This is a genomic window from Aeromicrobium sp. HA (assembly GCF_027171405.1).
Taxonomy (GTDB): Bacteria; Actinomycetota; Actinomycetes; order Propionibacteriales; family Nocardioidaceae; genus Aeromicrobium; species Aeromicrobium tamlense.
In genome coordinates, this window is sequence record NZ_CP114372.1 from 1,411,953 (window position 1) to 1,427,137 (window position 15,185).

At 73.9% G+C, this 15,185-nt stretch carries 9 protein-coding genes; 7 read left to right on the top strand and 2 right to left on the bottom strand.

Annotated features, from left to right (window positions below; genetic code table 11):
* Nucleotides 1-5 precede the first annotated feature (5 nt).
* On the top strand, nt 6-839 hold the full coding sequence (locus O3S82_RS06960) for a class I SAM-dependent methyltransferase (protein WP_269306573.1): 834 nt from the start codon (nt 6-8) through the stop codon (nt 837-839).
* A 22-nt stretch (nt 840-861) separates the two neighbouring features.
* On the opposite strand, the gene O3S82_RS06965 is transcribed toward O3S82_RS06960, so the two are convergent.
* Nucleotides 862-2,049: a lipopolysaccharide biosynthesis protein gene (locus tag O3S82_RS06965; RefSeq protein WP_269306575.1), complete on the bottom strand. Its 1,188-nt coding sequence runs from the start codon at nt 2,047-2,049 to the stop codon at nt 862-864.
* A gap of 113 nt (nt 2,050-2,162) precedes the next feature.
* On the opposite strand from O3S82_RS06965, the gene O3S82_RS06970 reads away from it, so the two are divergent.
* From O3S82_RS06970 to O3S82_RS06995, 6 genes are all read left to right on the top strand, one after another.
* A complete protein-coding gene (locus O3S82_RS06970) occupies nt 2,163-6,251 on the top strand; it encodes an alpha-(1->3)-arabinofuranosyltransferase domain-containing protein (protein ID WP_269306577.1) in 4,089 nt (1,362 codons plus the stop codon).
* Nucleotides 6,244-7,059: a glycosyltransferase family 2 protein gene (locus O3S82_RS06975; RefSeq protein WP_179424963.1), complete on the top strand. Its 816-nt coding sequence runs from the start codon at nt 6,244-6,246 to the stop codon at nt 7,057-7,059. The genes O3S82_RS06970 and O3S82_RS06975 overlap by 8 nt, the downstream gene beginning before the upstream one ends.
* A 10-nt stretch (nt 7,060-7,069) precedes the next feature.
* A complete protein-coding gene (locus O3S82_RS06980; RefSeq protein WP_269306579.1) occupies nt 7,070-8,176 on the top strand; it encodes a glycosyltransferase family 4 protein in 1,107 nt (368 codons plus the stop codon).
* Nucleotides 8,176-9,900, top strand: a complete 1,725-nt coding sequence (locus tag O3S82_RS06985) for a hypothetical protein (protein WP_269306582.1) — start codon at nt 8,176-8,178, stop codon at nt 9,898-9,900. Before O3S82_RS06980 ends, O3S82_RS06985 begins: the two co-directional genes overlap by 1 nt.
* A gap of 96 nt (nt 9,901-9,996) precedes the next feature.
* Entirely contained in the window at nt 9,997-10,143 is a 147-nt protein-coding gene (locus O3S82_RS06990) for a hypothetical protein (protein ID WP_153302813.1), read from the top strand.
* Between the two features lie 91 nt (nt 10,144-10,234).
* Nucleotides 10,235-14,032: an alpha-(1->3)-arabinofuranosyltransferase domain-containing protein gene (locus O3S82_RS06995; RefSeq protein ID WP_269306585.1), complete on the top strand. Its 3,798-nt coding sequence runs from the start codon at nt 10,235-10,237 to the stop codon at nt 14,030-14,032.
* Here the strand turns inward: O3S82_RS06995 and O3S82_RS07000 are convergent.
* Complete coding sequence (locus tag O3S82_RS07000; RefSeq protein ID WP_269306587.1) at nt 13,932-15,185, bottom strand: acyltransferase family protein; 1,254 nt, start codon at nt 15,183-15,185, stop codon at nt 13,932-13,934. The genes O3S82_RS06995 and O3S82_RS07000 overlap by 101 nt on opposite strands.

The window sequence follows — 15,185 nt, forward strand, 5'->3', positions numbered from 1 at the left end:
CATTCATGGACACCTCCGCATTCTTCGACCGCGCCCCGACGCTCTTCCCCGGCGATCCGCAGGACACCGATCCGATCGATCCGTACTGGGACCAGGTCAAGGCCGACGTCACGGGCTTCACGTCCTCCAACGAGCTCGCGATGCTCAACCTGGCGGCGTCCCTGATGCCCGCCGACGAGGCCTACCTCGAGGTCGGCACCTTCAAGGGCCGGTCGATGTGCGGCACGGTCCGCGACAACGCCGACAAGGTCTTCTACGCCATGGAGAACTTCCTGGAGTTCGGCATGGCCGGCCAGGAGGCCCGCGAGGAGCTGATGGCCAACCTCGCGACGTACGGCGAGGGCGCCGACGTCCGCCTCCTCGAGGGCGACTGCTTCAAGCTGATGGCCGTCCCGAACATCCTCGACCGACCGGTCGGCGTCTACTTCTACGACGGCGAGCACACGCTGCTGGCGCACTACCTCGCGCTGGCCGTCGTCGAGCCGCTGCTGGCCGACGAGGCGCTCGTGCTGATCGACGACGCCACGTGGCCGGTCGTGCAGCGCGCCCACCGCCTCTTCCTCGACCGCCACCCGGGGTGGACGATCGACGCCACGTGGGACGCGAAGTCCGACGACGACCCGCGCTGGGCCAACGGCCTGCACGCGCTGACGTTCCGTCGCACCACGCCGACGGTGCTGAAGGGCCGCGACGAGTGGCTGCGCCGCTACCAGGTGCACGTGCAGAACCGGCTCAACCGGCTCGCGTGGAAGGCCGCGACGAAGTTCCCCGGCGTCATGAAGCTGGGCGCCCGCATCGTCATGGGCCGGTCGCGCGCGATCGAGCAGAAGCAGGACTGACGACCGACGCTCCGGCGTCCCGTCAGCGCGTTCCGAGGCGGCGCGATCGGACCAGCGCCGCGGCCACGATGGCCGCGGCACCGGCCGCGCACACCCCGACCAGCTCGTACGGGGTGTCGTGGAACCACAGCACCACCAGCACGCACTGCACGCCGAGGACGAGCCACGTGAACCGGCCGAGCCAGGGGCTGTCGAGGCCCATCTCGGCGAACAGCGACACCTGCACGAGCGCCCACAGCACGCCGAGGCCGACGCACGCCACCGCGAGTCCGCCGAACTCGGCGTACTCGGCGCCGCCGGCGAGCTCGACCCAGAACGAGGGGGCGACCGCGATCACGGCGACCCCGGCCAGGCCGAGCGCCAGGATCAGCAGCAGCGACCGGCGGAACGACCGGGCCGCTCCGGGACCTTGCATCCGGGGGACCAGCAGCAACGCCACGAACTGGGTGCCCCAGCCCATCGCGCGGCCGAAGGTGGCCGCGAGGGCGTAGCCGCCGGACTGGTGATCGTCGAGGTAGGCGCGCGCCAGCGTGACGTCGACGTTCGTCAGTGCGATGAACGCGCCGAGCGACATCGTGGCGCGGATGAGCTCCGTGCCCAGGCTCTGGTCCTCGGCGAGCGTGAGGTCCTCGCGGCACAGCCACGCGCCGAGCACCGCCACGGCGGCCGCGACGAGCAGCAGGAGGGCGAAGACCTGGGCGACCGAGAGGCCGAGCGCCGCGCCGCCGGCTCCGGCGGCGAGCCGCCCTCCGGCGGTGGCGACGTAGATCGCCGAGAGGGCCGCCAGCCGGTCGCGCCCGAGCAGGATGCCCTGGAACGCGCCGGTGAGGGTCATCGGGACCAGCGTCAGGCCCAGCCAGATGGCCGACCACGCGGTGTCGAGCCGGAACGCGTCGGCCAGCAGGGGAGCGGCGAGGATCGTCGCACCGGCGAGGGCCGTGCCCACCATGAGGGCGGTGCGCAGGCCGCGCGAGTCCGACGACGCGCCGGCCACGTGACGGGCCACGATGACCTGCAGCGCGCCGGCGGGCACCGCCAGCACGATGCCGTAGGCGGAGAGCGCGGAGAAGCCGCCGAAGTCCGAAGGACCGAGCGCGCGCGACAGGACGAGGACGAAGACGTAGCTCAGGAGATTGGCGACGGCCATCGTGACGCCGAGTGCCGCCCCGGCGCCCGGACGCGTGCGTGACGAGGGGGACGGACGGGGCATGGCGACCTCAGGCTACCGGGCTTCGTGACTCGCCGGTAACAGATGTGTGACGCGGGCTATATTGGACGACGCTGTGCCCGCGGCCGACCGGCCGGACCTCGAGGGAGTTCTCTGTGCGCCTGTTCACCCACTACCGCTTCGTGGTGGGCTCGGCGATCGTCGCTCTGGCGCTGGTCATCGGTCTCAACGGCTGGGGCACCTTCTACACCGACATCAAGCCCGAGATCTACATCCGCCCGTGGGCGATGCTCGGCCAGTACATGTCGTCGTGGACCGCCTCGCCGTACCTGGGCTCGCCGAACTTCAACGTGGGCCTCGCGCCGGTGCTGCTCGTGCTGTCCGCGCTGCGGGGGATCGGGCTGTCGCCCGAGATGGCGTTCAAGGTCTTCCACTTCGTGCTCTGGCTCGTGGCCGCGTGGGGCGCGGCCCGCCTGACGCGGGTCGTCGCGCCGCGCGTCGGGCGCTGGGGCGGGCTGCTGGCGGCCGTGCTGTTCCTCGCGAACCCCTACACGATCAGCGCCGGTGCCACACTGGCCATCGCGCTGCCGATGGCGCTGCTGCCGTGGCAGCTGCTGTGCCTCATCCACGGCCTGCGCCGCCCGGCCAGCTGGGCGTGGCCGGCGCTGTTCGGCCTCACCTTCTTCGCGATGAGCGGCATGAACGTCGCGGTCGTGCCGCTGCTGCAGCTGCTCGCCGTGATCCCGGTCGTCCTGGCGATCCGCGCCAGCGAGGGACTGCGCTGGGTCGACGCGCTGCTGGTGCTCGCGAAGTGCGCGCTCTTCGTCGTCGTGCTGTCGCTCTACTGGCTCGTGCCGGCGTTCGCCGCGCTCACCACGGGTGCCCAGATCGTCGAGGGCTCCGAGTCGCTCACGGGCATCGCGAAGGTCTCGTCGCTCACCGAGGTGCTGCGCGGGCTCGGCCTGTGGCCGCTGTACGGCTCCAGCTCGACCGGGCCCTGGGTGCCCGAGCACGCGGTCTACGTCGTCAGTCCGCTCATCATGGTGCTGACCGCGCTGTGGCCGGCGCTCGGCCTCACGGCGCTGGCCTGGGCACGGACCCGCGCCCGGGTGCTCGTCACCGTGGCCGTGTTCGGCGCCGCGGTCGTCATGGTCGGCGTGTTCCCCACCGAGGACGGCCCGGCGTCTCCCTTCGGCCTCCTCCTGGCCCAGCTGCTCGAGATCCCGGCGCTCTCCGCGTTCCGCACGACCAACAAGATCGGCGCGGTGCTCGTCGTCGCGATGACGATCGGCCTGGTCGTGGCGGTCGTGCACCTCGCGCCGCGCGTCTGGCGCTTCCACCCCGCGCGCACCGTGGTCGTGGTCGTCACCGCCAGCGTGTTCGCCGCCTGGTGCCTGCCGGCGCTGTCGGGCCGCCTCTACATCTCGCCGATCGACGTCCCCGACTACTGGCACGAGGCCGCGGCCTCGGTGGACGAGAGCACGCGTCCCGGCTCGGTCCTCGTGCTGCCCGGACAGGTCCGGCCGTTCTACCGATGGACCGAGGAGCGTCCCGACGACATCGTCAACGCGCTCATCGACCGGCGCGCGGTGCTGCCCGAGACCACGCCGAACGCCTCGCCGCCCGGCGTGAACTTCCTTGCCGCGCTCGACGGCTCGCTGCAGTCCGGCACGTCCACGGGCGCCGTCGTCTCCACGATGGCGCGCTACCTCGGCGCCGGGCAGGTGCTGCTGCGCAACGACGTGGTGTGGGAGAACACCGGCGGCGCGCGCCCGTCCGAGATGAACCAGCTGGTCGCCGGCGATCCTGGTCTCTTCGGCCGCGAGAACATCGGCGTGCCCGGACAGAACACGCTCTCGCCCGCGGAGGAGGACCCCTTCTTCCACGGTGAGCACCTGCTGCCGCCCGTGCAGATCTACGACGTCGGCGGAGCACGCGAGCCGCTGCGCGCCGTGCCGCTCGACGGACAGGTGATCGTCGCGGGCGACGGCTTCTCGTTCCCGGCGATGGCCGACGCGGGCCTGCTCGACGACTCGCCGCTCGTCCGGTACGCCCAGGACCTGTCGACCGACGACTTCAGCACGGCCCTCGACACGGTCGGCCGGATGGTGCTGACCGACACCAACGCGCGCCGCAGCGTGATCGCCAACCGGCTCACCGTCGGCCAGGGCCCGCTGCTGCGCGAGGACCAGGACCCGGGCGCCACCCGCACGCTCGGCACCGATCCCGAGGACCAGACCGTGCGCGTCGACTCGGTCGTCGAGGTCACCACGTCGCGCTCGGGCGGCACGTTCTTCGACCTGCCCTACGGCACGGGCGACTTCGCCGTCGACGGCGACCTCACCACCGGCTGGCGGTTCGGCGACTTCGGCACGGCCGCCGGTCAGCGCCTCGTCGCCACGTTCGACGAGCCCGTCACCCTCGACGAGGTCCCCGTGGCGCAGCTGCCCATCGGCGACGTGCAGATCGACGAGGTCACGGTGTCCGCGGGCGGTCGGAGCGACACCATCACCCTGCCCGAGAGCGGCCTGGCCACCGCGCGACTCGGCGGCGTCGAGACCGACGAGGTCACGCTCACCATCGACTCCACCCGCGGTGAGGGCTTCAACTTCGTGGGCATCGCCGAGATCGGCCTGGGCCAGTTGGCGCACGTCGCCGGCCGCACCCCGCTCACGCTCTCGAACACGTACGACGAGCTCGACGCCGACGACCGCCTGCGCTTCTCGCGCACGCCGCTCGACGTGCTGCTGACCCGTGTGCAGAACACGCCCTCCATCAACGACGACTCCGAGCGTGCGCTGAACCGCGTCGTCACCCTGCCCGACCGCCGCACCTTCGAGACGAAGGCGGACGTCCGCGTCAACGGCCCCGTCGAGGTCATGTACGACCGCGTCGAGGGTCGCGGCAAGGAGGTCGAGGCGGAGTCGAGCGGCTTCTACTTCGACAACCCCGTCTACCGCGCCTCGCGCGCCGCCGACGGCGACGCCGACACCGGCTGGGTGCCCGGCGGCAACACCCGCGGTGCCTGGTGGGAGATCCGCGGCGACGAGCGCCGGATCGAGCGCGTCGTCATCGACCAGGAGCCCGCGAGGATCCTCGACGACCAGACCCGCCACCGCGCCTCCCGCGTCACGGTCAGCGTCGACGGCCGCGACGTCGCCGAGTCCGAGATCGGCCTGGGGGAGACCACGATCGAGCTCGACGAGCCCGTCCGTGGCTCCGCCGTCCGGGTCACGATCGACGGCATCGCCGGCGACCCCTCGGGCGTCCCGCCCACGTTCCGCTCGATCGACACGGGCCTGCAGGTTCCGGAGGCCGACGAGGACGAGCAGCAGTGCCTGCCGGTCGCGCTCGCCGACGGGACCGGCCTGCTGATGCGGCCGCAGACCAGTCTGCTGGCGCGCAAGGACCAGCAGGGCACGCCGTGGGTCGGCTGCGACACCACGCGCCTCGAGGCGGGCGAGCACACGATCGACGCCAACCCCGCGTTCATCCTCGACTCGCTCCAGCTGAGCGACACCCGGGAGTCGCTCGAGCGCTTCGGCTCGCCGATCATCTCCGAGACCACCCGCGACGGTGACGCCCACCAGACGCTCGACGTCGAGGTCACGGACGGCCCCTACGCCGTCGTCACGGGCCAGAGCTACAACCCCGACTGGCGGGCCACCGCCGACGGGAAGGACCTGGGCGCCCCCGTCACGCTCGACGGCTTCTCCACGGGCTGGATCGTCGAGGACGGTGCCGCCGCCACGATCGACATCCGCTACGCCCCGCAGACGTGGGCCAACATCGCGCTCGGCGCGAGCGGCGTCGGCCTGCTCGCGGCCCTCGCGCTGATCGTCGCCGCCCTCGTGCGCCGCCGCCTGTTCGCGCTGCCCGACGGTCCGGCCGGGCCCACCACCCTGCGCCCGCGGTGGGCCTCGGCACCCGTGCTCGCGGTGACCGGCGTCGTCGGCGCCGGACTCCTGCTGGGCTGGGGCGGCCTGGCGGGCGCGCTCGTCGCCGTCGTGCTGACGTGGCTGCGGCCGGTCGACCCGCGCCGTCTCGTGTACCTCGGGTCGGGACTGGTGTTCGCCTCGATCCTGGCGCTGCTGGTCGTGCAGGCCCGGCGCGACGGGATCGGCGAGCTGTCCGCCGACGTGATCGCGGCCAGCCTGGTGCCGCACCACCTCGCGGGCGCGGGCCTCGTGCTGGCCGTCGCCGGCAGCCTCATCCTGCTCCTGCGGAGGGACGACGATGACTGAGCCCCTGGTGTCGGTGATCGTGCCGACGCGGAACAACGCCCGCACGATCGAGCGCTGCCTGGCGTCGGTGCGCGCGCAGGACCACCCGCACGTCGAGCTGATCGTGGTGGACAACCACAGCTCCGACGGGACCGATGACATCGCGCGGGGAATCGCCGACGTGGTCATCACGGCCGGTCCCGAGCGCAGCGCCCAGCGCAACCGCGGCATCCGCGCCGCCGAGGGCGTCTGGATCCTGTGGCTCGACAGCGACATGTACCTGCCCACCGACGCGGTCAGCGCCGCCGTGCGCACGGCCGCCGTCACCGACGCCACGGGCGTCGCGCTGCCCGAGCGCACGATCGGCGACGGCTTCTGGACGGCGTGCCGCGCGCTCGAGCGCGAGTGCTACCTCGACGCGCCGTGGCTGCACAACCCGCGCCTGTTGCGCCGAGCCGACATGCTCGCCGACGGGTTCCACGAGTCGATGTCGGGCCCGGAGGACGCCGACCTGCGCTTCCGCATCCGCGATGCCGGCGGCACCGTCGAGCTCGCGCCCGTCGTGGTCGACCACGACGAGGGCCGGCTGACCCTGCGCGACATCTGGCAGAAGCGCTACTACTACGGGCTCAGCCTCCCGGCGCTGGTCGAGCGTCACGACCGCGCGATGGCCGACCAGGGCTCCGGCGTGCTGCGTGCCTACGCCCAGAGCTGGCGCCGGCTCGCCCGTCGCCCCGTCCACGCGCTCGGCATGGCCGGCATGCGCGTGATGGAGGCCGCGGGCTACCTGTGGGGCGCCCGTGCGGGTCGTCGCCGGGCGCGGGTGTGAGGATCGACGGGTGACGCGCGAACTGTTGTGGGTGTCCCTGCCCGACCAGCGGCCGCGTCGCGAGCTCTTCTACATGTCGCTCCTGGGCGACACGCACGTCACCGCCCTGGCGCGCGACGAGCCGGTGGGTGACCTGACGTGGGTGCCCAGCACCTACCGCCGCCCGATCAAGCGCTTCATCGAGGCCGGCGCGTTCGCGTGGGTCAACGAGCTCCGCGACCAGGACCCGGCCGAGTTCGACTGGGTCGCCTCGCTCGAGCTGTGCTCGCTCGTCACCGGCCAGGCGTCGCGGTGGCGACGGCGCGGCACCGGACGGCGTCCGCTCCAGGCGGTCGTGACGTGGGAGAATCTCGCGCGCCAGCCGCTCTACCGCGTGCCGCCCTACCGCCAGGCGCTCGAGTCGTGCCGCGGAGCCGAGCTGCTGCTGTGCATGGTCGACGCCGCGCGCGACCACCTGCTGGAGAACCGCTTCGACGACGCGGTCATCCGCGTCGTGAAGCCGGGCGTGGACACCGAGATCTTCACGCCGGCCCACGACATCGCCGACCGCCCGCGGGTGGCGTTCGTCAGCCCGTTGGCCGAGAACAAGGGGATCGACCGCATCCTCGAGGCCATGCGCCTCGTGCGCCGCGAGATCCCCGAGGCCGAGCTCGTCGTCGCGGGCCGCGGGCCGCTCGAGGGCCTCGTGCGGGCCGCGGCGGACGACCCCGACGGCGGCGTCACGCTGATGGGCGGCCTCGACGCCGACGGCGTCGGCGACCTGCTGCGCAGCGCCACGGTCTTCACCACGGCGCCGCGGCCCACGTGGAAGTGGGAGGAGCAGTTCGGCCTCGCCTACGTCGAGGCCCAGGCGTGCGGTCTCCCCGTGGTCACGACGCGCTGCGGCAGCAACCACGAGGCGATCGCACCGGGCAATGACCTGCTCGACGTCGAGGGGTCCGACCAGGTCGAGGCCCTCGCGGCGTCGTTGGTCGGCTGGCTGTCCGACGCCGAGCGTCGCCGCCGGCAGGGCGAGGCCAACCGCGCGTGGGTCGTCGAGCACCACGACCTGCTGACGCAGTGCCGTCGCATGGGCGAGGCGTTCGCCGAGATGGAACGTCTGCACGGGGCGCGTTGATGAGGCGCGCGACCACGCCCACCGCCGTCGGCGGTCTGGTCGGCCTGCTGGCCGCCGTGGTGATCCTCGGCCCCACGCTGGCGCCGGGCTTCCAGCTCGGCTACGACATGGTGTTCGTCCCCGACCTCGGGTTCGGGGAGCGCACCCTCGGCGTCGACGGAGCCGTGCCGCGCGCCGTCCCGAACGACCTCGTCGTGGCCGTCCTGTCCACCGTCCTGCCCGGCTGGCTGGTCCAGAAGCTGCTGCTCGTCACGGTGTTCGTGGCGGCCGGCGCGGGTGCGGGTGCGCTGCTGCCGGGGCGCCGCGCCGCGGTGGCCGGTGCGCTCGTCGCCTGCTGGAACCCGTGGATCGCCGAGCGGCTCGCGATCGGCCACTGGGGCTACCTGCTCGGCTACGCCGCGCTGTTCTGGGTCGTCCGCACCGCGGGTCGCGTCCGCCGGGGCGAGTCCGCCGGGGGGTCGCTCGGCGTGGTGATGGCGCTGGCCGGGCTCTCCGGCTCCACCGGCGCCGTGCTCGCCGTCGTCATGGCCACCGCCGTGCTGCTGGCCGGGTCGCGGTGGCCGCGGGCCTGGCGGGCGTGGGGCTGGGCGATGCTCGTCTCGGTGCTGGTCGCGGCCTCGTGGTGGTTCCCGTTCCTGCGCTCCGACGCCTCCTCGTCGGCGGACTCCGCGGGCGTCGAGGCCTTCGCCGCCCGCGGCGACACCCCCTGGGGCATGGTCGGCTCGGTGCTGACCGGGGGTGGCATCTGGAACGAGGCCAGCTGGTTCGCCGAGCGGCAGAGCCTGCTGCTGTCGGGCGTCGCGCTGGTCGGCGTCCTCGCGGCAGTCGTGATCGCGTGGTCCGACGCACGGGTCCGGTCGCGCCCCGAATATCTCGGCGCCGCCGTCGCCGGCCTTCTCGGCCTGGTCGCGGGCGTCGCGGCCGGCCTGCCCGGAGGCCGGGAGCTCGTCTCCTTCCTCGTCCTCCAGGTCTCCGGTGGCGGACTCGTCCGCGACGGGCAGAAGTTCGCCGCACTGTGGATGGTCGCGGTGTCGCTGGCGGTGGGCCTGTGCGCCGCCCGTCTCGCCGCCACGGCGTCCCGGCGCGGTGCCGGACGCTGGATCGCCGGGGGACTGGCCGCCGCCACCGGCCTCGTCACCGTCGTCACGCTGCCGGGGCTCGCCTGGGGCGCCGGCGGCCGCTGGGGCTCGGTCGACTACCCCGTGGACTTCACGTTCGTCGCCGAGCGGCTGGAGCGGGCCGAGCCCGGAGCCGTCGCCGTGCTGCCGTGGACGCAGTACCGCCGGTACGGATGGAACGACGACCGCGTCCTGCTCGACCCGTGGCCGCGCCTGCTCCAGCGCGACGTCCGGGTCAACGACGCGCTGCCGCTGCGCGACGGCGTCGTGGCGGGGGAGGACCCCCGCGCGGCGGACGTCACACGCGCCCTCGGCGCACCGGGCGGCGACGTCCTCGCGGCACTGCGCGCCGTCGGCGTGCGCCACGTGCTCATCCAGCCCGACCAGCCCGGACCCACCCTCACGGCCCTGCAGCTGGCCGACGCCGACCTGCGCGTCCGCACGGAGTCCCTCGAGTGGTGGGACCTCGGCGACGAGGGGCTCGCCCCCGTGCCGGAGGCCGAGCCGATCGACCACCTCGGTCTCGCGCTGGGCGGCCTCGGCCTGCTCCTGGCCGCGGGCGGAGCCGCCCGTGCGGTCGTCCGGAGGCCGCGCGAGCACTCCTGAGGCGCCGTATCACGCGTGTGTCGTCTGCGGGACAAGCCGCCGGCGGGCTGCTAGGGTTACCGATAAGTATTCCTCGACTACGGAAAACAGGGGCACATGAGCGAGAACGCGGTCTGGACCATCGGCGGCAGCGCTGCCGGGATCATCCTTGGAATTCTCGCGGTCCTCGGCATCGTCGCGAGCCAGACCGCGGTCAAGCAGGATCAGACGCACTCGTCCGTCATCGCGTACGACGAGTCCTGATCGAACCGGGGTGACACACCCCACCATCGACGAACCCTCAGCGACGCCCGACGTCGCGCAACGGGTCAGAATCGCCGCCAGCACCTTGCTGGTGGCGATTCTTCCGTGGGTCGTCGCACCCGGGCGCACGCAGCCCGACACCAAGCTCGACCTCACGGTCGCCCCGTGGGACTACCTCGCGCGGGCGCTGTACGCGTGGAACTCGCACGCCGGCCTCGGTGAGCTGCAGAACCAGGCCTACGGCTACCTCTTCCCCCTCGGCCCGTTCATGGGTCTGGCCGACGCGATCGGCCTTCCCGGCTGGGCCGCCCAGCGCCTCTGGTGGAGCCTGATCCTGGTCGTCGGCTTCACCGGCACCTACCTCGTCGCCCGCCGCCTGCTGCGCCTGCGGCCCGACCTCGCCCTGCTCGCCGGCGCCCTCTACGCGATCGCCCCGCGCGTGGTCACCGTCCTGCCCGAGATCTCGGTCGAGGCCTGGCCGGGCGCCGTCGCGCCGTGGCTCGTGCTGAGCGCGTGGACGATGGTCCGGCCCTCCACCGACCGTGCTGCCCTCGTCCGGGCCGCCGCGGTCACGGGACTGCTCACCTTCGCCCTCGGTGGCGTCAACGCCACCGCGTCCGCCGTCGTGCTGCTCCTGCCGCTGGTGGTGCTGCTCACCGCCCCGAGGGCCGCTCGGCGCGGGCGAGCCGTCCTCGCGTGGTCCGCCGGGGTGCTCGGCGGCGCCGCGTGGTGGGTCGTGCCCTTGCTCGTGCTCGGCCGCTACGGCTACCCGTTCCTGGACTACATCGAGACCGCCCGGATCACCACGGCCGTGACCTCGGTGCCCCACGTGCTGCGCGGCGCCGACCACTGGATCGCCTACATCCTCGACGCGGAGTCCCACCCCGTGTGGCAGTCCGGCTGGGTCCAGGCGCAGGGACTCGTGGCGATCGTCGCGGGCATGGTCGTCGCCGGCGCCGGAGTCGCGGGACTCGTCGTCCTCGGTCGCGACCGCGAGCGCCGCGACGTCTCGCGGTTCCTCGTCGGCTCGGCCCTGCTCGGCACCGTGCTCATGGCGGTGGGACACGCCGGGATCGTCGGATCGCCGGTGTCCGGGCTCGTCCGCGACTTCCTCGACGGGCCGGGCGCAGCGCTGCGCAACGTGCACAAGGCCGACCCGCTGGTCCGGCTGCCGCTCGCCCTCGGCGCGGCGGTGCTGGTCGCGCACGGCCTCGGTCGCGTGCGACGGCTGCCGCGGGCGGCCACCGTGGTGGTGCTCGTGGCGGCCCTGCTGTCGCCCATGGCCTGGTGGTCGGGCCGCGGTGGGGACGCCAACAGCTACGACGAGATCCCGGCGACGTGGCGCGAGGCCGCGGCCGACCTCGACGCCCTGCACGCGCAGGACGGTGGCTCCACGCTCGTGCTGCCCGCCGCGCGCACGGCGGAGTTCACGTGGGGCAAGACCTCGGACGAGCCACTCGTCGCGCTGGCCGAGTCGCCGATCGTCACGCGACCCGCCGCGCCGCTGGGACACCCGGGCGCGACCCGGCTGCTCGACCGGATCGACGCGGCGGCCGCGTCGGGCGTGGCCCAGCCCGGACTCGCGGACCTGCTCGAGCGGATGGGCGTGGCGCGCGTCGTCGTCCGGCACGGGGTGCTGTCACTCGTACAGGCGTTGCCGGCCGACCGGGTCGAGCGCACGCTCGCCCGCTCCCCGGGATTCGCCGAGCACCAGCGCTTCGGGGACCTCTCGGTGTGGACGGTCGGCTCCGGCCCCACTCCGGTCGTCGAGTCGATGCCGGCCGACGGCGAGGTCGTCGTCGCCGGGGGTCCCGAGGCGCTGCACGACCTCACCGCGATCGGCCTGTCGCCGTGGGCGTGGACCTCGGTCTCGCCGGCGGCCGAGGACGCCGACGTGGTCACCGACACGCCCCGCTGGCGGCAGTTCAACAGTGGCCGCCCCGCCCAGCTCGCCTTCGGGCCGACCCTCGACGTCGACGACGACGGCCCCGTCCCGATCGGGTCGCGCGACCTCCCGCCCGCGGGCGACCGCACCACCCAGCCCGTGCGCGAGTGGCTCGGTCTGGCCTCGGTCGAGGCGTCCAGCTCGGGCGCCGACCCGTTCGCCGCCACGTGGTCGGGCACGGCCTCCGGACCCGCGGCCGCCCTGGACGGTGATCCGGGCACCGCGTGGCTGACCGACGAAACCACCGAAGGACGCCTGGCGCTCACGCTCGACGAGTCCTCGCCGCTGGGGGAGGTCACGGTGGCGCCTGCCGAGTCGACGCCCGCCACGGACCCCCTCACGCTGCGAGCGGTGCGCGCCGACGGCAGCTCGCGCGCCGAGGACGTCGACGCCGGCTCGGACTGGACCGCCGACTTCGGCGCCGAGGAGTTCACCCGACTCGAGGTCCTCCTGCCCGAGGCGCCGCGACCCGTGGTGCGGGGCATCGCCGAGGTCACCAGCTCGGAGCACGAGTGGGGCTCGCGCCTGCTCCTGCCCGGCGAGATCGATCCGCGTCGCACCGGCGTCCTGCTGAGCCCGCTGGAGGAGGACGCCGCGGCGCCGCGCTGGGCCTTCCGGTCATCCGCCGAGGCGCGCGTGCCGGTCGAGGTCACCGCCCGCGCCCGCCCGGGGTCCCAGCTGGAGTCGCTGCTCGACGCCCCGGCGACGTTCGCCTCCGAGGACCGTGCCGACCCCGACGACATCGCCTCGCGACCCGGCGCGGCGTTCGACCGCGACCCGACCACGTCGTGGCAGGTCCCGGACGGGCGCGACGCCGCCACCGTCGAGGTCACGCTGCCCGAGGAGACCCCGCTCGGTCGGATCACCACGGACGGGGTGGGCATCGCGTCGATCCGCGCCACGGTCGGCGGACGCGTGACCGTGCTGCCTCCGACGGGTGGCGTCGTGGAGGGCAGGGGCGACCGCGTCACCCTCACCGTCGTGCGCACGCCGGGGGAGGGCGCCTGGGCCGTGCCCGACCTCGACTTCGAGGCGATCGGCGAACCCACGCCCGTCCGCGTGCCGTGCTCGGCCGTGACGGTCGGCGGCTCGACCGTCCGTGTCGGCGGCGAGATCGCCCGCTCGCGCCTGGTGAGCGGCGACCCGTTCACCCTCCCGGCGTGCGGGGAGGACGAGGTCTCGGTCGGTCGCGGCGTCGTCGAGGTCCGTCCCGAGCTGCCGCCGGCGCTCCAGGTCGAGAGGATCCTGCTCGGCACGGTCGACTCCGCGGCGGGGGTGGGCCGTCCGGTGCGTGCAGAGGAGCAGAGTCCGGGACGCATCGTCGCCTCGCTGAGCGGGGGAGACGACGCCGTCATCGCCCTGACCCAGGGCGCGAACGCGGGATGGCGCGCCACCACGGCCGACGGCGACGAGCTCGAGCCCGTGACGATCGACGGCTGGCGGCAGGGCTTCCGCGTCCCCGCGGCCGTCTCCGGCGACGTGGTGATCGACTTCGCCCCGTCCACGGCGCACCGCTGGGGTCTGGCCACCGCGCCCGTGGCGCTCCTGCTGCTGCTCGGGGCACTCGTCGCGACGCGGCGCCGACGGCTGCCCGACGACACCTGGCCGGCGCCCGCGGACGAGCCCGATCGCCGGCTCGGCTGGGTGGTCTCCGGGGTCGTCGGTCTGCTCTGCGGCGGACCCGCGGGGCTGGCCCTCGTGGTGGTCGCATGGCTGCTGCCGCGCCGGTTCGTCGTGCCGGCCGCGATCGTCTCGATGGGGCTCGGCGCCGTGGCCATGGCCGCTCTGGGCGTCGTCGACCGGACCTCGGCCGGCACCGTGCTGGGTCAGCTGACGGGTCTGCTCACGCTCGCGCTGCTCGGTCGCGGGCTGTTCGATCCCGGGCCAGCGTCAGGATCGGCCGCTCGACCAGCAGCCACGACAGCGACGCCAGCGCCACGCTGAAGCCGACCGCCGCGTAGAGCACCCACCAGAATCCGGTGGCGAAGAGGGTGGCGCCCGTGACCTCGAACAGCACCTGCAGCACGACCAGGTGCCACAGGAACACGCCGTAGGAGATGTTGCCGAGCCAGCGCGTGACGCCCCAGCGGGCGACCTGGGCGGCGGGGGTGCCGGGGCGGGGCTCCTGCACGCACGCCGCCAGCAGCAGGAACGCGAACAGCGCGTAGAGCGCCTCCTTGACCACGGCCTGACCGACGGTCGGGGCAGCCAGGTCGCGCGGACCGGCGATCGGCGAGGACGCCAGCACGTAGGTGACGACGGCGAGCAGGACGAGCGTGGGCCGCGACCTCCAGACGGCGAGCACGCCGGGGCGCGTGGCGAGGGGGCCGACTCCGCGGCGGTGGCCCTCGGCCAGCAGCGCCACGACGGTGCCCGCCCCGAACCACGCCAGGTGGCCAAGCACGCTGGTCGCCAGCACCCCCGCGCCGCCGTCGGAGCCCGCGCGCGTCCACGCGGTGGCCACGGCCTGCGCGACGAGGCCGACCCCGCCGACCGCCAGGGTGAGGCCGACGAGCGTGCCCACGCCGCGCGAGCCGCGCCGCCAGAGCCCGCGGGTGAGCACCGCCCCGAGCAGCGGCACGAGGACGTAGAACGTCACCTCGGTCGTGAGGCTCCAGGTCTGCGTGAAGGACTGGTAGTACTCGCCCGTGTACCCCTGCAGCACCAGGACGTGCGCGGCGACCTTCCCGGCGCCGCCGCTGCCGGACCCGACGACCCACACGGCTGCGGCGAGCACGCCGGCGAGGGCCAGCCAGTAGGCCGGCAGGATGCGCGCGGCGCGGCGCACGGCGTACCGCGAGAGGGAGCCCGGCTCGCCCGCCACGCCGTCGAGCCCCCGTGCGATGGCGGGCCGCAGCAGCAGGAACGCGGAGATCGCGAAGAACACCGCGACGCCCGCGTCGCCGCGTGCGACGAGCCCTCCGACGAGGTCGATGTTCGCCGCTCCGGTCCAGAACGCGACGTGCGAGACCAGCACGAGACCCGCCGCGACGGCACGCAGGCCGTCGACGAGACGCAGGTGACCCATGGGCCCTCCGGGATGGTCGTACATCAGGTAGGTTGACGTCGCACTGCGCCCGGCAGTGCGACGCGTCAC